Origin of the sequence: Streptomyces decoyicus (assembly GCF_019880305.1) — a bacterium.
Taxonomy (GTDB): domain Bacteria; phylum Actinomycetota; class Actinomycetes; order Streptomycetales; family Streptomycetaceae; genus Streptomyces; species Streptomyces decoyicus.
Window position 1 is genome coordinate 1,266,850 of sequence record NZ_CP082301.1, and the last position, 19,809, is coordinate 1,286,658.

A 19,809-nucleotide genomic window follows, 5' to 3' on the forward strand; every position below is an offset into this window, starting at 1 on the left:
AGGTCGCCGCCCGAGACCGGGCCCACGACCGAAGTGCGACGGGGGACCCTCCCCGCCGCAAGGGGAGCAGGCAAGAGGAGCGGACATGACGGAGGAGACGAGGCCACGAGTGGTGGCAGTCAACCGGGGGGCGGAGCACGCCGACAGTCAGGGATCCGGGCGGGGGCCCCAGCACGATGCGCTCGACGCGTGGGTGGGGAAATGGATCAACGAAGGCCACATGATCAACGACGACGGAAGCCCCGGATCGGCGATCACGACATCCGACGTGTACGAGTGGGCTCCTGGTGGGTTCTTCCTCGTCCATTCGGCATACGGGCGCATCGGCGAGTTCGGTGTCGGCGGCATGGAGATCATCGGGTACGACGAGACGAGCGGCGACTACAGGTCGCACTTCTTCGACAGCCAGGGCAACGTGACCGTCAGCAGCCTGGTGGCACATGGCAACACGTGGACCTACCAAGGCGACACCACTCGTTCCACCGTGGAGTTCAGCGACAACCACCGCGTCCAGACCGTCCTGCACGAGCGCACCGATGACGGAACGACCTACCGGCCCTCCATGAAGGTCACTCTCATCAAAGTCGCCTGAGCACGCCCGGCCGGCTGGGCGTGGAGCTCCGCGTCTGCTCCCGAAGCCGCTGCCGGCCGCCCCGCCAGGCCGTAGCTCCGGGCCGTACGCGATCGCTGTGCGCCGGGCGTCCGGCCTACGGCATCGGCCCCTCCGGCACCGGGGCGGCGTGGGGGCGTAGGAATCGGTGGAGGATCAGGCGCAGGGTGGGGAGTTGGTCGGCCGGGCGGAACGAGGGATCGGTGGCGGCGCTGGTGTAGAGGGCGGCGATGAGTGCCATGACCCAGGCAGCGGTCTCGTCCGGGTCCAGGGTGGGGTCGATCCGGCCGCTCGCGGACGCCTTCCGCAGCAGGGTGGTGACGGTGGCGCGCTTCTCGTCGTTGTCACGGCTCAGCAGCGCTTCGAGTTCGGGCTCGCGGTGGGCCTGGGTCATCGCCTCCATGACGAGGGCCGGGAGCAGTGGCTCCGCGGCGGGGCCTGCCAGGAGGTCGACGGTGTCGAGCAGCGCGGCCCACGGGTCGTCAGCGGCACGAGCGGCAGCGAGGCGCTCGGACTTGGTGGCGACGCCGTCTTCGGGCTCGTCGTCCGCGAAGACGGCGTGAAAGATGGCGCGCTTGCTGCGGAAGTAGTGAAACAGGTTGCCCGCGCTCATGCCGGCGGCCTTGCGGGTTCGGTGGCGGGCCTGGTGGTCGGATTCGTCGTGCAGCATGAGGAGTTGGTCATCCGCCTGACGGACGACGGCGTGGTGCTCACCCGCAAGGGCCGCAACCAGACGTTCCGGCACGACGCCATCGCCACCGCGTGCCGGGATGGCAAGCATCTGCTCCTGCTCGGCCACGGCGGAGGGGAACTCGCGTGCGAGGAGTGCGATATGGACGGCGGCCGCCTTGCCGACGCGTTCACCGAGCACGGCTATGCGTGGGCGGCCGCCGGTCCGCACAAGGGCGAGTTCCGCCGCTGGGTCCCGGACGCTCCCGAACTGCCGGACGCCGCCGACGCCTTCCTCAAGGCCCGCCAAGTGGCCCTGGAGAAGAAGGGCCGGTCCGGCGATGACGTGCGAGAGCTTCGCGCGGAACTGGCCCGTCTCGGTGTGGTCGTGCGGGACGAGAAGCGACGTCAGTACTGGCGGACGTGCCGGCAGTCAGACCCGGCCTGAGAGCCGGCCCGAGACCCGGTGGAACAGGCAGCGGTCATGCCACGCCCTTGGGGCCGGTACCGAAGTGCTCCTCCAGTACGGAGAGCCGGCGCCAGTACTCCTCCTCGTCGATCTCGCCCGCGGCGAAGCGCCGGCCGAGTACGGCGAGGGGCGAGGGTGCGTCGGTTCGGGCGGAGTACTGCGGGCCGCGGAACTGCCCGCCGGGTCCGCCCCGGCCCCGGCCGGTGCGGCGCAGCAGCGTCACCACGCCGACGACGACCAGCGCCCACAGGACGGGGACGAACAGGATCCAGGGGCCGGGGCCGCCGCCGGCGGTCCAGGGGTCGGCAAGCTCGAACATCGCCATCAGCTCCTCGGTAAGACGGGTTGGTGGGGTGGGTGGGTGGGGTGGGTGGGATGGACGGGGCCGAAGGGGCCCCGCCTGGGGGAAAGACCGGGTGGTTCCGGTCCTCTTCGAGCCTCGTCCTGTGGGGGCCGCCGGTCGTCGTACCGCCAGCGGCTCTTTCCGTACGCCGCCGGGAGTACGCGGCAGGTGCGCGGCTGCTCAAGAGCGGGCCGGTGTGCCTTGCACCGGACCGCTCTTGAGTTCTGTAACTACTGGTATGTACAGTGCGATCATGAGCACTCAGGAACGGCTCGGCAGGCAGGAACCACCCGGCGCCGACCACACACGCGGCACACGGGACCGCCTGGTGCGGAGCACCCAGGAGCTTCTGTGGGAGCGCGGATACGTCGGCACCAGCCCCAAGGCGATCCTGGAGCGTGCGGGCGTCGGCCAGGGCAGCATGTACCACCATTTCGCCGGCAAGTCCGCGCTCGCGCTGGCGGCGATCCGGCGCACCGCCGAGGACATGAAGGCGGGCGCCGAAGAGTGCCTGAGCGCCCCCGGTACGGCGTACGAGCGGGTCGCGGGCTATCTGCTGCGCGAGCGGCAGGTGCTGCGCGGCTGTCCGGTCGGCCGGATGACGCAGGACCGCGACGTGGTGCGCAGCCCCGAGCTGCGGCAGCCGCTGGACGAGATGTTCGGCTGGCTCCAGGGGCGGATCACCGAGGTCCTGGACGAAGGGCGGCGCCGCGGCGAAATGGCCGCCGAGCTGGATCCGGCGGCCGCCGCGGCGACCGTCGCGGCCGTCGTCCAGGGCGGGTACGTGCTGGCCCGCGCGGCCGATGACACCGCCCCCTTCGACGCGGCCGTACGCGGCGTGCTGTCCCTGCTCGCCGCGCAGGTCACGCCCCCTACGGGCACCACCGGCTGAGTGCCCCTCCCCCGCACCGTACGGAGCCCCTCATGCACGCCATGCAGTACGCGATCACTTTGCCCGCCGACTACGACATGCAGATCATCCGGCACCGGGTGAAGTCCAGAGGCCACCTCCTGGACGACTTCGCCGGGCTCGGCCTCAAGGCGTACGGAATCCGGGAGCGCGGGGTCGACGGCTCACCGGTCAACCAGTACGCCCCGTTCTACCTCTGGTCCGATCCGCAGGCCATGAACCGTTTCCTCCTCGGTGACGGATTCCGCGGTGTGGTCCGCGACTTCGGCCGGCCGGTCGTCCAGCACTGGAAGGGGCTGTTCCACCGGCCGGGGCCGGCGGCCGGCGCCCTCCCCCGCACGTTCACCCGGCGGACCGAAACCCTCGCCGAGGACGCCGATCCGGCCACCGTGCTCGCGCATGCGGTCGCCGGCCACGAGGAGTTGGCCGCGACAGACGGGGTGCACACCACCGCGCTGGGCTTCGATCCACGACTGTGGGAACTCGTCCACTTCACCCTCTGGGCGCACGCCGCCCCCGAGTCCGCGGGCGCCCGCTACCAGGTGCTGCATCTGTCCGCCCCCGGCACCGACGGGCTGGGCACGGGACGGCAGTGGTGAGCCCGTCTCCCACGGGCGGGCCCGCGGCCCCCGCCATCCGTACGGTGCTCGGCGACATCTCCCCCGCCGACCTCGGCATCTGCGATGCGCACGACCATCTCTTCCTGCGCAGCCCCCAGTTGCCGGGTCAGGAGCTGGACGACGCCGGGGCCGCGGCCGCCGAGCTGAGCGCCTTTCGCGCGGTGGGCGGCGCGGCGGTGATCCAGTGGACGCCGTACGGCATGGGCCGGGGCGCCGCCGAACTCCCGCGGCTGGCACGGGAGTCGGGGGTGCGGATCGTGGCCGCCACCGGGCTGCACCAGGCGGCCCACTACACCCCTGAGGTGCTGGAGCGGGTCCGCGCGGATCTGGCCGGGTTGTTCGTCTCCGAGCTGACCGAAGGGATCGGCGACACCGGCATCCGCGCCGGGATGATCAAGGTTGCCGGCGGCTTCCACGGTCTGGACCGGCACGCCCGGCACACCATGGCCGCGGCTGCCGAGGCCCAGCGGGCGACCGGTGCCGTCATCGGGGTCCATCTGGAGCTGGGTACCGGGGCGCTGGACGTGCTCGATCTGCTCTGCGGCGAGTGGGGCGTCCCGCCGGACCGGGTGATCCTCGGTCATCTCAACCGCTCGCCGGACCTCGTGGTGCACCGGAAGGCCGCCGAAGCCGGCGCGTATCTCGCCTTCGACGGCCCCTCGCGGGCCCATCATGCGACCGACTGGCGGCTGCCCGAGGCGCTGACCGCGCTCGCCGGCGCGGGCCACGGCGAGCGGATCCTGCTGGGCGGCGACACCACGACGGCCGGCGCCAGGTCGGTCAACGGCGGCCCCGGCATGCCCTATCTGCTGCGCCGCCACCGGGAGCGCCTCGAACTCGCCCTGGGAGCCGACCTGGTGACCCGGTTCCTGACGGCGAATCCGGCGCGCGCCTTCGCCGCCGACTGGCCGCGGACCCCGTACACAGACCGAGGACCGGGGCGGGCAGCTACAGCGTGACGGAGATCCCCACATGCGGCCGCTTGCCCCCGCGCACCAGCGCGCCGACACCGTCCATCAGCCGGAACCGCAGCCCGTATTTGCGCGCCATCGCCTTGCGCACCCGCCCCAGTCCGGCGGTGCCTTCCAGGAGCCGGCCGGTGCCCTCGACAGCCTGGGCGCCCTCGGCGGTGCGGCCACGGACATCGCACGGCGTGACGGTCACCCGCCCGTCGTGGCGCAGCCGCTTCACCTTCCAGCTGTCGTCCCGCGTCCACACCAGAAGTTCCGCCCCGTCGGCCACCGCCCATACGGGGGTGGCCACCGGGGTGCCGTTCCTGCGGTACGTGACCAGGCTGACGTACGGGCTGCGTGCGACGGCTTCGGGAATCATGGCCGCAGCTTAGGGCGTGTCCGTCGCGGGCGGTGAAGCGGTGGGCCGCGCCGGCCGGTACGGCGAGGGCAGCGCCGGTGACCGCGGCGGCGAGGGCGGCGTGCAGCCCGATGCGCTTGGAGCGCCGGGCAAGTGGCATGGCTGGCTTCGACATAGCTGCTCCTTCATGGATGCTCGTGCTGCATAGACGCCGAAGTACGCCTATGACTGGCACGTTAGGCGGGCCCCGTTTCAGCCGTCCCAAGGTCCCCTATCGGGCGTAATGCGATTGTTTGACCGGACTGTGACACTCGCCGGCCTCCGGCTCTGCGCTGTGCTGTGCCGTGCTGCGCAGTGCTGTGCTGTGCTGTGCTGTGCTCCGGACGATCACTGCTCCCGCTGTGCCGACCGCGCGCCGCCACAGCACCGACGGATTGCCGCGATGCAGGACTGGCAGCATCATGTGCGATGTGGCCCCACCCTCCGCAGTGACCGGAAGTGACGTGCCGGTGCTCCGCCCTCTACCGGCCCCCGCGGGGCGCACCCGGGCGGCGCTGCCGGTGCTCGCGCTCGCCATGGCGGCTGTCTTGCCGGCGGCGACCGGTTGCACCGGGGTCGGAGAACCGAAGAGCGCCGGCCGCACGCCGACCGCGTCGGCCCCCCAGCAGCTGTGGGCCCCCGAAACGCCTCCGCCACCGCTCGCCGAGCCCAATTCGAAGGTCTCCGACGGCGTGCCCTCACCGGTGCGCGGGGTGCCGCGCGTGCCGTCCGGCGACATTCACCAGGTCTCGGCGCTCGCCATCGCCAAGGCCCGGCTCGCCACGATGACCAGCCCCCTCGACGAAGAGGGCACAGACAAGAAGATCAAGGACTGCACGACCGCCGGGAAGAAACCGTGCCCCGTCCAGAAACCGCAGTACCGGGACATGAACGGCGACGGCAAGGACGAACTGCTGCTCGGCATCGCATCGGGGCGTTACTTCCTGTTCCTGTGGGGCTTCACCGTCGAGGACGGCCGGGTCACCTTGATCCTCGACCAGGCTCAGCGCCCCCTGTCGGTGGAACTGTCGGGTCGTGACGTGATCGTGCGGGAGCCGGCCGACAAGGGTTATGACATCCGCCGGGTCTACTCGTGGGACGCACGGGAGCAGGCCATGGAAGAGCGGACCTTCGAATACCTTGAGTCAAGCTCCAGGAAATGATCCGAAGAAACCTTGCCGGCCGGATGGTGAGGGCTTCGCGCCAGCGTTCTACCCTGCCGCAGGGGGCTTGGCGGCCGGAAGAGCCGGCCTGCTGGGAACGTAGCCTTCAGCTTCGGGGTAAACGTCCCGGTAAATGGTTCGAGAAATGGTCTCTATCGTTTCTATCCCGTAATCCCACCCTTCGTTTGCGGGGTGCCCTTCGGGAACTCTGTTGTTTTCGGTGAGTACGACCAGACCGGAGTCGTAGCCGTTCTCCGTGAGGGCCGCCATGCTGTTCACCTTCCAGTCCCCTCTGTCGAAGGCTTCGACGTCAGGGTTCTGGCTACGCTGCAGCCAGCCGTTCTTCACATGGACCACGGAGTCGAGCGGAGCGCCGGCCGTGGCCCCCCATCGCTGGGTGCTCTGCACGTGATTCATGAGGTCGAGTGCGTAGGAACGAGCCTTGCTCCCCAGGACCGAGTCGTCGTCACCCGAGAAGATGCGCAGCAGCTTTTCCTGGTCGCCCGCGGTGACCTGGGTGAGACCCCAGGACCCTTCCTTGTCGAGGACGGTGTTGCCCATTCCGGCCTTGTCAAGAAATTCCTGGATCCGGACAGGGTTGGGCTTCGCGGGATCCTTCGGATCGGACAGCTGCTTCCACAGTTCGGTCGCGGATGCATTGTCGGATTCGGTGATCATTTTACGCGCGAGAGCGTCTTCCGCCTCGGTGAGGGTGCCGCCCTTCTGATACAGCAAGGCCCCGAGAATTATCGTCTTCACCACGCTGGCCGAGTCGTACTTCTTGGCGGCGTCGGACGTGCACGTGGTTCCGGTGGGCCGGTCGTAGAAGGAGAGCGAGGCCATGCTCTTCCGGCCTGCCAGCGCCTTGGATATATCGCTCGACAGCTTCTTGGCCAGCGCTTGATCCTGGGATGTGCATTGCACCGTCGAGGTGACGGCCTGCGCTCTCTGCGGTGCCGCGACGGAAGGTGTGGCCGCTGCGACGGTTCCGGCAACTGCTCCCGCCCCTATGGCCGCCGCGGTGAAGGTGGAAGCCCATCTCATTTCTGATCACTGCCCTTTCAAGGTGCCTGAACAATTGGCTTGCGGGATGCGGGAGTCGACGCTGTTCCTGCTCGGCGGGCCGGGCACACGGGGAGCGCTGCCGGACGGCTGACGCCACATCAGCTCTGGTGACCGGCAGCCGGTGCACCGCCGCCGCGCGCAGCACAGCGTTACCGGCGGCCGAAATCGCTCCCCTCCACTCCCTGTTGGGCCGTGAAGAGCGAGGGCAGGGCGAACTCACCCCTCGTGCCCGGACCGGCCGACAGCGACTCCGTGCCGCATGGGTGTCGCAGGGCGCCGGACTGCCGGGGTGTGCAGGGGCGCCGAGCGGCGCGTTCTACGCGGGCTTCAGCCGCTTGAACCACGTGACCGGGCTGGTGATCCCGGAGTACGTCCATGTCGGTGCAGGGCCATACTGCCGGGGCCGTGTGACATGAGGTCCCTCACTTCATGACGAAGCGATGACAGTGAGCCTGCGATGGGAGAACGGTGCTGTAACAGCGTCCCGAGCTGGGGTTCCGCCGGCGAGTGAGCCCGGTTCCGGGGTCTTGCCGGCCGCCCCGGCTCCCACCGGCCCCCGCCCCAAGGCACGGCAGACCGCCGTCCGTTACCGGTCGAGGACGACCAACGGATCGTCCAGCACCGGCTGCCAGGCCAGCTCCGCCGCGCCGACCAGGCTGTTGTGGTCGAGGCTGCACGGAAGGATCGGCACCCCGCCGCTGCGGCCCCACAGGCTGCGGTCGGCGACCACCGCACGCAGCCGCTCCGGATCGGCCTCCAGGAGGGCGCGGTGCAGTCCGCCGAGGACGATGCGGTCGGGATTGAGGATGTTGACGAGACCGGCGAGGCCGAGCCCGAGGCGGTCGATGAGGAGATCGGCAGCGGCGCGGATGGCCGGATCGGCGTACTCGTCGCGCAGCAGATCGGCGGACTGCTGGAGCAGGGAGACCTCGGGGCCCGGTTCGCGGCCCGCGGCGGTGAGGAAGGCGAGCGGGTCGGCCTCGACGTCCAGGCAGCCGCGGCTGCCGCAGTGGCAGGGCGCCCCCTCGGGCTTGACCGTCAGATGGCCGACCTCCAGCGCCAGGCCCGAACTGCCGCTGTGCAGACGGCCGTCGAGCACCAGCGCCCCGCCGACACCCCGGTGGCCGGACGCCACACAGAGCAGATCGCGGGCGCCCCGGCCGGCGCCGTGGCGGTGTTCGGCGAGCGCCATGAGGTTCACGTCGTTGCCGGTGAAGCCGATCTTCTCTGTGACTCCCGGGATGCCGGCGTCGGCCAGCGAGCGCAGGAAGAGTGCGCGTACGGGAGCGCCCGAAGGCCAGGCGAGGTGGAGCGGGTTGAGGGCCTCGCCGTCCGGTTCGGCGACCGCGGAGGGCACTGCGAGGCCGGCGCCGAGGCAGCGCCGTCCGGTCTCGCGCAGCAGTTGCGCGCCGGCCTCGACGGCATCGGTGAGGACGTGCGCCGGGTCGGCGGGGATGGTGCCACAGCCGGTCGAGGTCGCCACGATGCGGCCCCCGAGGCCGACCAGCGCGACACGGAACCCGTCGGCGTGGATCTGCGCGGCGAGCACGACCGGTCCGCGCTCGGCGACGGACAGCCGGTGGGAGGGCCGCCCCTGGGAGCCGGCCGAGGCGGTCGGCCGGGAGTCGACGGTGATCAGGCCGAGTGCTTCGAGCTCGGCGGCCACCGCCCCCGCGGTCGCGCGGGTCACGCCGAGTTCGGAGGTCAGGACGGCACGGGTGGGCGCGCGTCCGGTGTGTACGAGCTCCAGTGCGGGTCCGAGGGCGCCACGGCCCCGCTCCAGCCTGGTTGTCCGAGTCTGGGTCACACCCCTATTCTGGCTTTGTGCCGACGCTAAACAAAATACGGATGGCCCTGACGAGGGACCGGCGGGTCCCGGCCCCCACCGGTCCACACCTCGTCCGCCTCCGTATCGCCCTCACCGCATTCTTCGCCATGGACGGCTTCCTCTTCGCCGGGTGGGTCGTCCGCATCCCCGCGATCAAGGCGCAGACCGGTGCCGGCGCGGGCGCGCTCGGGCTTGCTCTGCTCGGCGTGTCGGCCGGCGCGGTCGCCTTCATGGTGATCACCGGACGGTTGTGCCGGCGGTTCGGCAGCGCGGCCGTGACGACCGCCTCCGCGGCCGCCATGGCACTGAGCATCGTGCTGCCGCCGCTGACCCACTCGGCGACCGCGCTGGGACTGGTCCTGCTGGTCTTCGGCGCCGCATACGGCTCGCTCAACGTCGCGATGAACAGCGCCGCCGTCGACCTCATCAGCACGCTGCGACGCCCCGTGATGCCGTCCTTCCACGCCGCCTTCAGCCTCGGCGGCATGCTCGGCGCGGGGCTCGGCGGACTGATCGCCGGCAGCCTGTCCCCCACCGTCCACCTGCTGCTGCTCGCCGCGATCGGCCTGCTGGTGACGGCCGTTGCGGGGCGCGCGCTGCGCACCCACCGGGCCCCGGCCGTCCCCGAGCAACTGCCGGCGACGGAGGAGACCCGGCCGCGGGGCGCGGGCCGTGGGCGGCGCCTGGTGCTGGTCTTCGGGCTGATCGCGCTGTGCACCGCCTACGGCGAGGGGGCCATGGCCGACTGGGGCGCGCTGCACCTCTCCCAGGACCTGGCCGCCGGACCCGGTACGGCCGCCGCCGGATATGCGGTGTTCGCGCTGGCGATGACCATCGGGCGGCTGACCGGGACCGCGGTCGTGCAGCGCTTCGGCGCGGCGCGGGCGCTGATCGCGGGCGGGATGACGGCGACCGCCGGCATGCTGCTCGGCGCGCTGGCCCCCACGGCCTGGACTGCCTGCGCCGGCTTCGCCGTAGCAGGCCTGGGGCTCGCCAACATCTTCCCCATCGCCATCGCGCGGGCCGGCGAGACCGGCGGCCCGGACGGGGTCGCCATGGCCTCCACCGTCGGCTACGGCGGCATGCTGCTCGGACCGCCCGCCATCGGTTTCCTCGCCGAGGCGGTCGGCCTGCCCGTCGCGCTGACCACCCTCGCCCTGCTGGCCGCCGTCGCGGCGGGCATCGCCTACGCCACCCGCGGGGCACACCACACCGGGCACCCCTAAGGGCCGTCCCGTCTGCCCCGCACCCCCACGTGCGTGCGCGGCCGCCGCCCGGACCCGCGAGGGTCCGTTGTCAGTGCCGGCTGGCACACTCATGACCATGGAGATCACTGAGTTCGTCGAAACGCTGCGACTGGACGGCAGCCTGCTCGCCGACGCCGCCGAGGAGGCGGGCCCGGACGCCCGTATTCCGGCCTGTCCCGAGTGGCAGATGCGGGATCTGGTCACGCACATCGGCCGGGTCCACCGCTGGGCGACGGAGTTCGTGACACAGGGCGTGCAGCAGCCCAGCCGTCCCCCCGAGGCCCCGGCCCCGGCCGACGACGAACTCGTGGCCTGGCTGCGCGAAGGCCATCACCACCTCGTCCTGGCGCTGCATTCCGCCCCGCAGGACCTGTCCGCCTGGACGTTCCTGCCCGCCCCGTCCCCGCTGGCGTTCTGGGCCCGCCGCCAGGCGCACGAAACGTCGGTGCACCGCGTGGACGCCCAGCAGGCACTCGGCGCCTCCCTCACCCCCCTCCCGTCCGCCTTCGCCGCCGACGGGATCGATGAACTCCTGACCGGCTTTCACTCCCGCGACCGCAGCCGGATCCGTACGGACGTCCCCCGGACGCTGCGGCTGCGTGCGACGAACGCGCCCGGCGCCGACTGGACCGTGTCGCTCTCCGACGCCCCGCCGCAGACGGTGCGTCATCACGACGCCGGCGGACCGGAGGACGGTAAGCCCGCGGACTGCACGATCGAGGGCCCGGCCGAGGAGCTGTACCTCGCGCTGTGGAACCGTCTGCCGTGGGACGCGATGACGGTCACCGGCGATGAGACGCTGCCCCAGCTGTGGCGGGAGCGCGCCGGCGTCTGAGCATGCGTGCCGTATGCCCGGCACGGCGCACGGAGCGGGAGTCCTGGAAGAGTGGCGGTATGTCAGGCACCCGTACCCAGGCCGAGCGTGACGCCGTTACCGTCGAGATCATGTTCGCGCTGGTCAGCGGCGCATTCGTGGGCGGCCTCGGTTTCGGGGCGCTGAGCAGCGCGACCCTGTGGGCCGGGCTGCCGGACACGTGGAGCGGGCCATGGCTCGCGGTGAGCGGCATCGTGGGCGGCGTGCTGTGCGGTGTCCGGGTGGTGCGGGTGCTGCGACGCATGCCCCGCCGGCCGGCTGCCGGCCCGTCCGTCCAGGACGTCGTCTGGATTCAGCCCAGCCAGCCGGGCCGTACCAACCCCGACTCGTAGGCGAGCACGACCAGTTGGGCGCGGTCGCGGGCACCCAGTTTGACCATCGTGCGGCTCACATGGGTCTTGGCGGTGAGCGGGCTGACGACCAGACGGCGGGCGATCTCCTCGTTGGACAGGCCGATGCCGACCAGCGCCATCACCTCACGCTCCCGTTCGGTCAGGTCGGACAGGGCGTCCGCCGCGGCCGGTTCCTTGGAGCGGGCCGCGAACTCGGCGATGAGCCGGCGGGTGACACCGGGCGAGAGCAGGGCGTCACCGGCCACGACCGCGCGCACCGCCCGTAGCAACTCCTCCGGTTCGGTGTCCTTGACCAGGAAGCCGGAGGCCCCGGAGCGGATCGCCTCGAAGACGTACTCGTCCAGTTCGAAGGTGGTCAGCATGACGACCTTGACGTCCGGCAGCCGTGGGTCCTCGGTGATCTTGCGGGTGGCGACCAGGCCGTCCACCACCGGCATCCGGATGTCCATCAGCACGATGTCCGGGCGGTGTTCGCGGACCCCGGCCAGCGCCTGCTGCCCGTCCGCGGCCTCGGCGACCACCTCGATATCCGGCTGGGCGTCCAGCAGCATCTTGAAACCGGCCCGGACCAGCAGCTGGTCGTCGGCGAGCAGTACCCGGATCACGACTCCTCCTCGGTGGCGGTCGGGGTCACCGCATCCGCATCCGGGGCCCGCTCCTGCGCCCCGGCCAGCGGGATACGGGCCCGGACCCGGAAGCCGCCGTCCGGGCGCGGACCCGCCTCCACGCCGCCGCCCAGTGCGGCGGCCCGCTCCCGCATCCCGGCCAGGCCGTTGCCGCCGCCCGCCGGCCCGTCCGTGACGGAGGTCGCCGGGCCGTCGTCGTCGACCCGGATCTCCAGCGCCCCGGGGGCGTGGCGGAGCAGCACCCGGGCGGTGCGCGAGCCGGAGTGCCGGACGATGTTGGTGAGCGCTTCCTGGACGATGCGGAAGGCGGCGAGGTCGGTGCCGGGCGGCAGGGCGGCCCGGGTGCCCTCGGTGGTGACCTCCACGGCGAGGCCGGCGCTCCTTGCCTGCTCGGTGAGTTCGGGCAGCCGGTCCAGCCCGGGAGCCGGGGAGCGCGGGGCGTTGCCGGGGGCGCGCAGGGTGTCAAGGACCTGACGGACCTCTCCGAGCGCTTCCTTGCTCGCGTCCTTGATGGTGGTCAGCGCGGTCCGGGCCTGCTCCGGGTCGCTGTCGAGCAGCGCCAGGCCCACGCCCGCCTGGACGTTGATGACGGAGATGCTGTGGGCGAGGACGTCGTGCAGCTCGCGGGCGATCCGCAGCCGTTCCTCGTCCGCCCGGCGGCGTGTCGCGGCGGCCCGCTCGGCCCGTGCCTTCGCCAGCTGCTCGCGGCGCACCCGTACCAGCTCGGAGAGGGCCACCACGGCCACCGCCCAGGCGGTGACGAAGAACTCCTGCTCCCAGGGGGCGGGCCCGTCGTGCGCGGGCGGCAGCCAGGGGTAGAGCCAGTGGGCGACCAGGACATGGGAGATCCACACACCGCCCAGCGCGCACCAGGCGACCGTGCGGTGCCCGGCGACGATCGCCCCGAAGGCGCCGAGGGCCAGGGTGAGGAAGACCGGTCCGAACGGGTAGCCCGCCGCCAGGTAGACGGCGGTGGCCGCGGCGGTGCCGAGGGCGACGGCGCGCGGGTAGCGGTGCCGGAAGAGCAGCAGGGCCGTGCCGGCGATCAGCAGCGCGCGGGCGACGGAGTCCACCGGGACGCGGTCCGGCTGCTTGTGGCCGGCGAAGCCCGACCCGGCCGTGACGATCACCACCGCGGCGAGCGTCGAGAGCCAGGGCAGCCGGGTGCCGGGCCACCCCCGCGGTTCCTCCGGCGAGGCCGACAGCCACCGCTCCCACACCGGGCCGAGGCAGCGCCGCGCCCACGGCGGCCGTGCGTTGTCCATGCCGTCACGCTAGACCGCGGCGGAGCCCGGCGGCGTCAGCCCTGCGCGGTGATCCGCCGTACTCCCCCGGGAGTACGGGCCGGTACGGCGCACGGCTCGCAGGCCGCCGCGCCAGGGGCACCCGCGGACCGGCCGCCCCTGCCCGCTCGCCCACCGGACCGCATCCGCCTCAGCCCCGGTCCATCGCCTCCAGCGCCCGTCGCGCCATCCCATGGGTGCGGACGATCTCGGCCAGCGTCGTCGTCCCGCGGGTGATCTTCGCAAAGGCGTGCCAGGCGGGGCGGAAGCCGGTGACCGCGGCGTGCATCAGGCCGGGGCGGCGGGAGAAGACCTTGAGCATCTGGCGCCCCACGCCCATCTCCACGCCGAGGCCCGCCTTGATGGCGAAGGCGTAATTGAGGGCCTGGCGGCGGGCGTCCACCGCGTCATGGGCCTCGGCGACCCGTACCGCCCACTCCCCCGCGAGCCGCCCGGACCGCAGCGCGAAGGAGATGCCCTCCCGCGTCCACGGCTCCAGCAGCCCGGCCGCGTCGCCGCACACCAGCACCCGGCCGCGGGACAGCGGGGAGTCATCGGCGCGGCAGCGCGTCAGATGCCCGGACGAGATGCTCGGCTCGAAGCCGGCCAGGCCCAGCCGGCCGATGAAGTCGTCCAGATAGCGCTTGGTCGCCGCGCCCTCACCACGCGCGGAGATGACGCCGACGGTGAGGGTGTCGCCCTTGGGGAAGACCCAGCCGTAGCTGCCGGGGATCGGGCCCCAGTCGATGAGCACCCGGCCCGCCCAGTCCTCGGCGACCGGCGCCGGTACCGGAATCTCCGCCTCCAGGCCCAGGTCGACCTGGTCGAGCTTGACCCCGACATGGGCTCCTATCCGGCCCGCGCTGCCGTCCGCGCCGACCACGGCGCGCGCCAGCACCACCTCACCGTCGCCCAGCACCACCGCGACGGTCCGCCGGTCGGGCACCTCGGCGCCGTGCTGCTCCACCCGCGAGACCGTGACGCCCGTACGGACCGTCGCGCCCGCGTCCTTGGCCGACTCGACCAGCCGGGCGTCGAAGTCGGGCCGGTTGATCAGCCCGAACAGCATGTTCTTGGAGCGGCGGGTGCGGGTCAGCCTGCCGTTCAGCGAGAACGTCACCGCATGGATCCGGTCGCGCAGCGGGAGGTCGAAGCCGGGCGGCAGCGAATCCCGTGAGGGGCCGATGATGCCGCCGCCACAGGTCTTGTAGCGCGGGAGTTGCGCCTTCTCCAGGAGCAGCACCCGGCGCCCTGTACAGGCCGCGGCATGCGCGGCCGAGGCGCCCCCGGGCCCGGCGCCCACCACCACGACGTCCCACACCTGCTGGTTGTCCTCGGCTGCCCGCTCGCTGCTCACCTGTGCTTCTGCTCCCGTTCGATGCTGGCTGCGCGTACCGCCCGCATCCTACGGGCCGCTGTTGCTCAAGAGGCCTGTGGGAAGATCGGGGGCACTGATGCCCGTACGTCCGGCCTGTCCGGCTCACGAGGCCGGACCGCCCGTACGCACAACGTCGCGCCCACAAGGAGCGTTCCATGTCTGACAGCCCGCTCGCACGTACCGTCGCCGCGCTGCAGCCCCGCGCCAGGACCGAGCTGGCCGAGCTGGTGGCCTTCAAGTCGGTGGCGGATCCGGCCCAGTTCCCCCAGAGCGAGTGCGAGGCGGCTGCCAACTGGATCGTCGAGGCGCTGCGGGCGGACGGCTTCCAGGACGTGGCGCTGCTGGACACCCCGGACGGCACCCAGTCCGTATACGGCTTCCTGCCCGGCCCGGCCGGCGCGCCGACGGTGCTGCTGTACGCGCACTACGACGTGCAGCCGCCGCTGGACGAGAGCGCCTGGGTCTCCCCGCCGTTCGAGCTGACCGAGCGCGACGGCCGCTGGTACGGGCGCGGCGCGGCCGACTGCAAGGGCGGCCTGATCATGCATCTGACGGCGCTGCGCGCGCTGAGGGAGCACGGCGGTGTCCCGGTCAACGTCAAGGTGATCGTGGAGGGTTCGGAGGAGCAGGGCACCGGCGGTCTGGAGCGCTACGCCGAGGCCCGCCCCGAGCTGCTGGCCGCCGATGCCATCGTCATCGGCGACACCGGCAACTTCCGGGTCGGGCTGCCGACGGTGACCGCGACGCTGCGCGGGATGACGCTCGTACGGGTCCAGGTCGACACCCTGGAGGGCAATCTGCACTCCGGCCAGTTCGGCGGTGCGGCCCCCGACGCGCTGGCGGCGCTGATCCGGATCCTGGACTCGCTGCGCGCCGAGGACGGTTCGACGACGGTGCACGGGCTGGCCGCGGACGGCTCCTGGGAAGGATTGCAGTACCCGGAGGAGGACTTCCGCAAGGACGCCAAGGTCCTCGACGGTGTCGGACTGGTGGGCAACGGTTCGGTCGCGGACCGGATCTGGGCGCGTCCGGCCGTCACGGTCCTCGGCATCGACTGCCCGCCCGTGGTCGGCGCCACCCCGTCCGTACAGGCCGGCGCACGGGCGCTGGTGAGCCTGCGGGTGCCGCCGGGCACCGACGCGGCCGAGGCGACGAAGCTGCTGGCCGCGCATCTGGAGAGCGCCGCCCCGTGGGGCGCGCGGGTCGCCGTCGAGCAGGTCGGCCAGGGCCAGCCGTTCCGCGCGGACACCAGCAGTCCGGCGTACGCCTCGATGGCGGCGGCGCTGCGCGAGGCGTACGACGGCGAGGAGATGCAGACCTCCGGCATGGGCGGCTCGATCCCCCTGTGCAACACGCTGGCCGGGCTCTACCCGGACGCCGAGATCCTGCTGATCGGCCTGAGCGAGCCGGAGGCCCAGATCCACGCGGTCAACGAGAGCGTTTCACCACAGGAACTGGAACGGCTGTCGTTGGCGGAGGCGATTTTCCTGCGGAGCTATGGGGGTTGATCTCCCCACGTTTTTGGCTTTCCCGCCGTGGGGGTTGTTCGCCGTTGCGCCTGCGGCGGGCGGGTGGTTGTCGGGTGCGGTGACGGGCCGGAGGGGCCTGGTGTGTGGACTGCTTCGCTTTACGTCCACACACCAGGCCCCTCCGGCCCGTCACCGCACCCCGACAGCCCCGCGCAGCGGCAACGCCCGCCGCAGGCGCAACGGCGAGCGCACCGCGCAGCGGGCGACAAACGGCGAGCAACCGCCACGGCGGGACGGCCAAAAACGTGGGCCTACCCCACGGGAACCCCCGCCTCCAGATGAAGGGGACAACCCCGTTCACGGGCGCGAAGCGCCCACCGCAGGCGGTTCCAGCGCACCGGTGGCAGCATCTTCTCGGCCTCGGCCTCGGTGGCGAAACGCCACCCCCGCAGTTCGGCGCCGGGCAGCAGGAGTTTGCTGATCCGCTCGTCGGTCAGGGTGCCGCCGTCGTAGAGCAGTCGCAGACCGCCGAAGCCGGGCGGTTTGGGAGCTTCCCAGTCCAGCACGAGCAGACGGGGGGCACGGGACAGTTCGATGCCCAGTTCCTCGGCGACCTCCCGTACGCCGGCGTGGGCGGGCGCCTCACCGCGTTCCACGATGCCGCCGGGGAACTCCCAGCCGGCCTTGTAGGTCGGGTCGACGAGCAGCACCCGGTCCTGGTCGTCGAAGAGCAGAACGCCGGCGGCGAGCGTCTCGGCGGTCGGTTCGGGGGTCTGCACGATGTCGCAGGCGCCGGCGCCGGTGCGGATGGCCTCGGCGACCCGCTCGGCGGTCTGCCGGGGCGTGAGCCGGGTGGTGTCCACGACATGCGCATCGCCCTGGAGCCACGGCAGCGCGTCGGCGTACGGACCGAGGTGTTCCAGGCTCCACCGGCGCAGGGACTCGTTGGCCTCGGCGCTCCCGGCCGGCGCCTCGCGGCCGGCTATCCGTGTCCGCAGGATCGTTTCCTCGGCGTGCAGCAGGACATGCCGTACGGGAATCCGGCGGGCGGCGAGGGCGCCGAAGATCTCGTCGCGGTACTCCTGGCGCAGCAGCGTCATCGGCGTCACCAGCGGGCCCGGGACTTCGGTGAGCAGGGCCGCTGCGGTGTCGACGACCATGCGCCGCCAGGCGGGCAGGTCCTGGTAGTCGTCGATCTCCTCGAACCGCTTGGCAGGCAGCATCAACCGCAGTCCGCTGCCGAGGAGTTCGGGGTCGTAGAGCGTGCTTCCGGGAAGCAGGTCGAGCAATTCATGAGCCGCTGTGGTCTTGCCCGCACCGAACGTGCCGTTCAGCCAGACGATCACGGTTTCCCCTCTTCCCTAGACCCAGGTGAGTTGCCCGCCACACCCTGCCACGGAAACGCTCGGGGTCACGGGCCGCGCGCACGACCGGGAACGTTGCGCATTCGACCATCGGCGCGGCCAGGGAGGTTTCCCACTCCCACGGCCGCGCCGGTCGCGAATTGCCTCGCGCGGAGGATGACCGGTCACCGTATCCGCCGCCGCGAAGCCCCCGGCAAACAAGCGCTCCCCCGCCCCTCCAGTACCGAAACCCTCACCCGCATACCGGGTTCCGGGCCGCCGTCGGCCCGGCGGACGGCGCATATGACGGCGGCCCATCGTGCTGACGGCGGCCGGTTCCGCGCGGCGGCCCTCAGCCCTTGCTCGCGCCGAGGGTCAGTCCGGCGATGAAATGCCGCTGAAGGAGCAGGAAGACCACAATCGTGGGCAGCGCGACGATGACGGAGCCCGCGGCGAGAAGGTTGTAGTCGGTGAAGAACTGACCGCGCAGATTGTTGAGGGCCGAAGTGACGGGGAGTTTGTCACCGTCGGAGAGGAAGACCAGGCCCCAGAGGAAATCGTTGTACATCCAGGTGAATTGCAGGGTGCCCAGGGCGGCGAGCGCGGGACGGCACAGGGGGAGGGTGACCCGCCAGTACTGCGTCCAGAGGCCCGCGCCGTCGACAATCGCGGCCTCCAGGATTTCCCGCGGCAGGGTGCGCATGAAATTGGCCAGAACGAAGACGCAGAAGCCGAGTTGGAAGGCGGTCTGCACGGAGATGACGGCCCACAAGGAGTCATACATCGTCAGGGAGTCGGACATCCAGTACGGCAGCGGAATCTTGTTGAACAGCACATAGAGCGGGGTGACGATCACCTGCTGGGGCAGCAGGTTTCCGGCGGTGAAGAGCATCAGGAGGACGATGCCACCGCGGATCCGTACGCGGGAAACGGCGAAGGCCACGAACGAGGCCAGAAAAAGGGTGAGCAGGACACCGGGCACGGCGATGAGGAGCGAGTTGAGAAAGTACTTGCTCATCCCGGAGTCGGCGAAGGCCTGTTGGTAGTAGTCGAAGGAGAGCTGGCGCGGGAGGGAGAAATAGCCGTACTTCGCGGTCTCTTCGTAAGGGCGCAGTGAGGCATAGACGGCCAGCAGCAGCGGGGCGAGGAAGGCGAACGAGACGGCGGACAGGAAGAGGTGGACGCCGAACCGGCCGCGGCGGCGGGCCGGGGCCGGGGTGGTGGGTGCCGGCCGCAGGGCGGGCGGCACGGTGGTGGTGGCGGGTGCGGTCATCGCTGCTGCTCCCCTCGGAGTTCCTGGACGAGATAGGTCACGATGAACCCCAGGGAGACCAGCAGCAGGACGACGGCGATGGCCGAGCCGAATCCGATGCGGCTCGCCTCCCCGATGATGTTGTCGGTGACCAGCACGGACAGCAGCTCCAGGCCGTTACGGCCCTTGTTGATGGCGTAGACGATGTCGAAAGCGCGCAGCGATTCGATGACGGTGATGACGCCGACGATCACATTCACCGGGCGCAGGGTGGGCAGCACGACCCGGAAGAAGGCCTGCCGTTCACTGGCGCCGTCGAGGGCGGCGGCCTCTTTGAGGCCGGGATCGACGGATTTCAGTCCGGCGAGATAGAGGATCATGACATAGCCGGTGTGCCGCCAGCAGGCGGCCAGCAGCACCATCCAGATATTGAGTCCGGGATTTCCCAGCCAGTCGGTGGGATTCCTACCGCCGATCACGGCGTTCACTGCGCCCTGGTCCCGGGAGAGGATCAGCTGGGCGATAAAGCCGACGACGGCGAGCGAGAGCACGACCGGCATATAGAGCGTCGACTGGTAGAAGCGGCTGAAGCGGACACCGCGGTCGATGAGGACGGCGAGCAGCAGTCCGAACGGGGCGGCGAGCAGCCCGAGGAAGACCAGCCACAGGAGGTTGTGGCGGACCGCCGGCCAGAACTGCGGGTAATTGGTGAAGAGGTTGTCGTAATTCTTCAGGCCGGCCCACTGGATATCGCCGATGCCGTCCCAGGTGGTGAAGGACAGTCCGACGGAGGCGAGCGTCGGGCCCCAGATCAGGGCGAGGTCGAGCAGGATGGGTATGCCCAGCAGCGCGCCGAGGACGACGAGGTCACGGCGGGTGTGGCGCCGCGGGCCCGGTCGTCCGGCGCGCCGTGCGCGGGTGTTCGGCACGGCGGTTCGCTCCCCGTCTTTCACAGCG

At 71.4% G+C, this 19,809-nt stretch carries 21 protein-coding genes; 10 read left to right on the forward strand and 11 right to left on the reverse strand.

Features of this window, described 5'->3' with window-relative positions:
* Positions 1-85 precede the first annotated feature (85 nt).
* Positions 86-592, forward strand: a complete 507-nt coding sequence (locus K7C20_RS05475; RefSeq protein WP_078953650.1) for a DUF1579 family protein — start codon at positions 86-88, stop codon at positions 590-592.
* 115 nt (positions 593-707) lie between these two features.
* On the opposite strand, the gene K7C20_RS05480 is transcribed toward K7C20_RS05475, so the two are convergent.
* A complete protein-coding gene (locus tag K7C20_RS05480; protein WP_078953649.1) occupies positions 708-1,280 on the reverse strand; it encodes a TetR/AcrR family transcriptional regulator in 573 nt (190 codons plus the stop codon).
* Between K7C20_RS05480 and K7C20_RS05485 the strand changes: the two genes are divergently transcribed.
* Positions 1,257-1,727 carry a YqeB family protein gene (locus tag K7C20_RS05485; RefSeq protein WP_457852751.1) on the forward strand — a complete coding sequence of 157 codons (471 nt, stop codon included), beginning with the start codon at positions 1,257-1,259 and terminating at the stop codon, positions 1,725-1,727. The genes K7C20_RS05480 and K7C20_RS05485 overlap by 24 nt on opposite strands.
* A gap of 34 nt (positions 1,728-1,761) precedes the next feature.
* Here the strand turns inward: K7C20_RS05485 and K7C20_RS05490 are convergent, their stop codons facing one another.
* Positions 1,762-2,067, reverse strand: coding sequence for an SHOCT domain-containing protein (locus K7C20_RS05490; protein ID WP_030089144.1), 306 nt, complete (start codon positions 2,065-2,067; stop codon positions 1,762-1,764).
* Positions 2,068-2,344: 277 nt separating this feature from the next.
* On the opposite strand from K7C20_RS05490, the gene K7C20_RS05495 reads away from it, so the two are divergent.
* Genes K7C20_RS05495 through K7C20_RS05505 form a run of 3 tightly spaced genes read left to right on the forward strand, consistent with a single transcriptional unit; the run spans position 2,345 to position 4,580 of the window.
* The gene (locus tag K7C20_RS05495) at positions 2,345-2,983 is read left to right on the forward strand and encodes a TetR/AcrR family transcriptional regulator (RefSeq protein ID WP_053210544.1); all 639 of its coding nucleotides are present in this window, start codon (positions 2,345-2,347) and stop codon (positions 2,981-2,983) included.
* 32 nt (positions 2,984-3,015) lie between these two features.
* Positions 3,016-3,600, forward strand: coding sequence for a DUF4865 family protein (locus K7C20_RS05500; protein ID WP_030088927.1), 585 nt, complete (start codon positions 3,016-3,018; stop codon positions 3,598-3,600).
* Positions 3,597-4,580: a phosphotriesterase family protein gene (locus K7C20_RS05505; protein ID WP_078953647.1), complete on the forward strand. Its 984-nt coding sequence runs from the start codon at positions 3,597-3,599 to the stop codon at positions 4,578-4,580. The genes K7C20_RS05500 and K7C20_RS05505 overlap by 4 nt, the downstream gene beginning before the upstream one ends.
* Here K7C20_RS05505 and K7C20_RS05510 read toward each other — a convergent pair.
* Positions 4,570-4,953: a PPOX class F420-dependent oxidoreductase gene (locus K7C20_RS05510; protein ID WP_030088923.1), complete on the reverse strand. Its 384-nt coding sequence runs from the start codon at positions 4,951-4,953 to the stop codon at positions 4,570-4,572. The genes K7C20_RS05505 and K7C20_RS05510 overlap by 11 nt on opposite strands.
* Before the next feature lie 539 nt (positions 4,954-5,492).
* Between K7C20_RS05510 and K7C20_RS05515 the strand changes: the two genes are divergently transcribed.
* Positions 5,493-6,134: a hypothetical protein gene (locus tag K7C20_RS05515; RefSeq protein ID WP_245171915.1), complete on the forward strand. Its 642-nt coding sequence runs from the start codon at positions 5,493-5,495 to the stop codon at positions 6,132-6,134.
* 48 nt (positions 6,135-6,182) lie between these two features.
* On the opposite strand, the gene K7C20_RS05520 is transcribed toward K7C20_RS05515, so the two are convergent.
* Both K7C20_RS05520 and K7C20_RS05525 read right to left on the reverse strand, forming a co-directional pair.
* Complete coding sequence (locus K7C20_RS05520) at positions 6,183-7,178, reverse strand: class A beta-lactamase-related serine hydrolase (RefSeq protein ID WP_245171913.1); 996 nt, start codon at positions 7,176-7,178, stop codon at positions 6,183-6,185.
* 607 nt (positions 7,179-7,785) lie between these two features.
* A complete protein-coding gene (locus K7C20_RS05525; RefSeq protein WP_053210536.1) occupies positions 7,786-9,006 on the reverse strand; it encodes an ROK family protein in 1,221 nt (406 codons plus the stop codon).
* A 41-nt stretch (positions 9,007-9,047) separates the two neighbouring features.
* On the opposite strand from K7C20_RS05525, the gene K7C20_RS05530 reads away from it, so the two are divergent.
* The 3 genes from K7C20_RS05530 to K7C20_RS05540 all read left to right on the forward strand — a co-directional run bounded on the left by K7C20_RS05530 (position 9,048) and on the right by K7C20_RS05540 (position 11,480).
* Positions 9,048-10,253: an MFS transporter gene (locus K7C20_RS05530; RefSeq protein WP_107083545.1), complete on the forward strand. Its 1,206-nt coding sequence runs from the start codon at positions 9,048-9,050 to the stop codon at positions 10,251-10,253.
* A gap of 97 nt (positions 10,254-10,350) precedes the next feature.
* Entirely contained in the window at positions 10,351-11,109 is a 759-nt protein-coding gene (locus K7C20_RS05535; RefSeq protein ID WP_030088908.1) for a maleylpyruvate isomerase family mycothiol-dependent enzyme, read from the forward strand.
* Between the two features lie 59 nt (positions 11,110-11,168).
* Complete coding sequence (locus tag K7C20_RS05540) at positions 11,169-11,480, forward strand: DUF6332 family protein (RefSeq protein WP_063781325.1); 312 nt, start codon at positions 11,169-11,171, stop codon at positions 11,478-11,480.
* On the opposite strand, the gene K7C20_RS05545 is transcribed toward K7C20_RS05540, so the two are convergent.
* The 3 genes from K7C20_RS05545 to K7C20_RS05555 all read right to left on the reverse strand — a co-directional run bounded on the left by K7C20_RS05545 (position 11,441) and on the right by K7C20_RS05555 (position 14,767).
* The gene (locus tag K7C20_RS05545; RefSeq protein ID WP_030088905.1) at positions 11,441-12,106 is read right to left on the reverse strand and encodes a response regulator transcription factor; all 666 of its coding nucleotides are present in this window, start codon (positions 12,104-12,106) and stop codon (positions 11,441-11,443) included. The two genes, K7C20_RS05540 and K7C20_RS05545, sit on opposite strands and share 40 nt — an antisense overlap.
* Positions 12,103-13,392, reverse strand: a complete 1,290-nt coding sequence (locus K7C20_RS05550) for a sensor histidine kinase (protein WP_053210534.1) — start codon at positions 13,390-13,392, stop codon at positions 12,103-12,105. Before K7C20_RS05550 ends, K7C20_RS05545 begins: the two co-directional genes overlap by 4 nt.
* A 169-nt stretch (positions 13,393-13,561) precedes the next feature.
* Positions 13,562-14,767, reverse strand: coding sequence for a geranylgeranyl reductase family protein (locus K7C20_RS05555; RefSeq protein WP_030088904.1), 1,206 nt, complete (start codon positions 14,765-14,767; stop codon positions 13,562-13,564).
* 176 nt (positions 14,768-14,943) lie between these two features.
* On the opposite strand from K7C20_RS05555, the gene K7C20_RS05560 reads away from it, so the two are divergent.
* On the forward strand, positions 14,944-16,296 hold the full coding sequence (locus tag K7C20_RS05560; protein WP_030088903.1) for a dipeptidase: 1,353 nt from the start codon (positions 14,944-14,946) through the stop codon (positions 16,294-16,296).
* A gap of 272 nt (positions 16,297-16,568) precedes the next feature.
* On the opposite strand, the gene K7C20_RS05565 is transcribed toward K7C20_RS05560, so the two are convergent.
* From K7C20_RS05565 to K7C20_RS05575, 3 genes are all read right to left on the reverse strand, one after another.
* Complete coding sequence (locus tag K7C20_RS05565) at positions 16,569-17,603, reverse strand: NUDIX hydrolase (RefSeq protein ID WP_030085419.1); 1,035 nt, start codon at positions 17,601-17,603, stop codon at positions 16,569-16,571.
* A gap of 349 nt (positions 17,604-17,952) precedes the next feature.
* A complete protein-coding gene (locus K7C20_RS05570; protein WP_030085421.1) occupies positions 17,953-18,873 on the reverse strand; it encodes a carbohydrate ABC transporter permease in 921 nt (306 codons plus the stop codon).
* On the reverse strand, positions 18,870-19,781 hold the full coding sequence (locus tag K7C20_RS05575) for a carbohydrate ABC transporter permease (protein ID WP_053210533.1): 912 nt from the start codon (positions 19,779-19,781) through the stop codon (positions 18,870-18,872). The genes K7C20_RS05570 and K7C20_RS05575 overlap by 4 nt, the downstream gene beginning before the upstream one ends.
* Between the last annotated feature and the right edge of the window lie 28 nt (positions 19,782-19,809).

Bases quoted from the DNA above. Each gene is read 5' to 3' on its own strand.
- K7C20_RS05475 (WP_078953650.1), top strand. From the start codon at position 86: ATGACGGAGGAGACGAGGCCACGAGTGGTGGCAGTCAACCGGGGGGCG.
- K7C20_RS05480 (WP_078953649.1), bottom strand. From the start codon at position 1,280: ATGCTGCACGACGAATCCGACCACCAGGCCCGCCACCGAACCCGCAAG.
- K7C20_RS05490 (WP_030089144.1), bottom strand. From the start codon at position 2,067: ATGTTCGAGCTTGCCGACCCCTGGACCGCCGGCGGCGGCCCCGGCCCC.
- K7C20_RS05495 (WP_053210544.1), top strand. From the start codon at position 2,345: ATGAGCACTCAGGAACGGCTCGGCAGGCAGGAACCACCCGGCGCCGAC.
- K7C20_RS05500 (WP_030088927.1), top strand. From the start codon at position 3,016: ATGCACGCCATGCAGTACGCGATCACTTTGCCCGCCGACTACGACATG.
- K7C20_RS05510 (WP_030088923.1), bottom strand. From the start codon at position 4,953: ATGATTCCCGAAGCCGTCGCACGCAGCCCGTACGTCAGCCTGGTCACG.
- K7C20_RS05520 (WP_245171913.1), bottom strand. From the start codon at position 7,178: ATGAGATGGGCTTCCACCTTCACCGCGGCGGCCATAGGGGCGGGAGCA.
- K7C20_RS05530 (WP_107083545.1), top strand. From the start codon at position 9,048: ATGGCCCTGACGAGGGACCGGCGGGTCCCGGCCCCCACCGGTCCACAC.
- K7C20_RS05535 (WP_030088908.1), top strand. From the start codon at position 10,351: ATGGAGATCACTGAGTTCGTCGAAACGCTGCGACTGGACGGCAGCCTG.
- K7C20_RS05540 (WP_063781325.1), top strand. From the start codon at position 11,169: ATGTCAGGCACCCGTACCCAGGCCGAGCGTGACGCCGTTACCGTCGAG.
- K7C20_RS05550 (WP_053210534.1), bottom strand. From the start codon at position 13,392: ATGGACAACGCACGGCCGCCGTGGGCGCGGCGCTGCCTCGGCCCGGTG.
- K7C20_RS05560 (WP_030088903.1), top strand. From the start codon at position 14,944: ATGTCTGACAGCCCGCTCGCACGTACCGTCGCCGCGCTGCAGCCCCGC.
- K7C20_RS05570 (WP_030085421.1), bottom strand. From the start codon at position 18,873: ATGACCGCACCCGCCACCACCACCGTGCCGCCCGCCCTGCGGCCGGCA.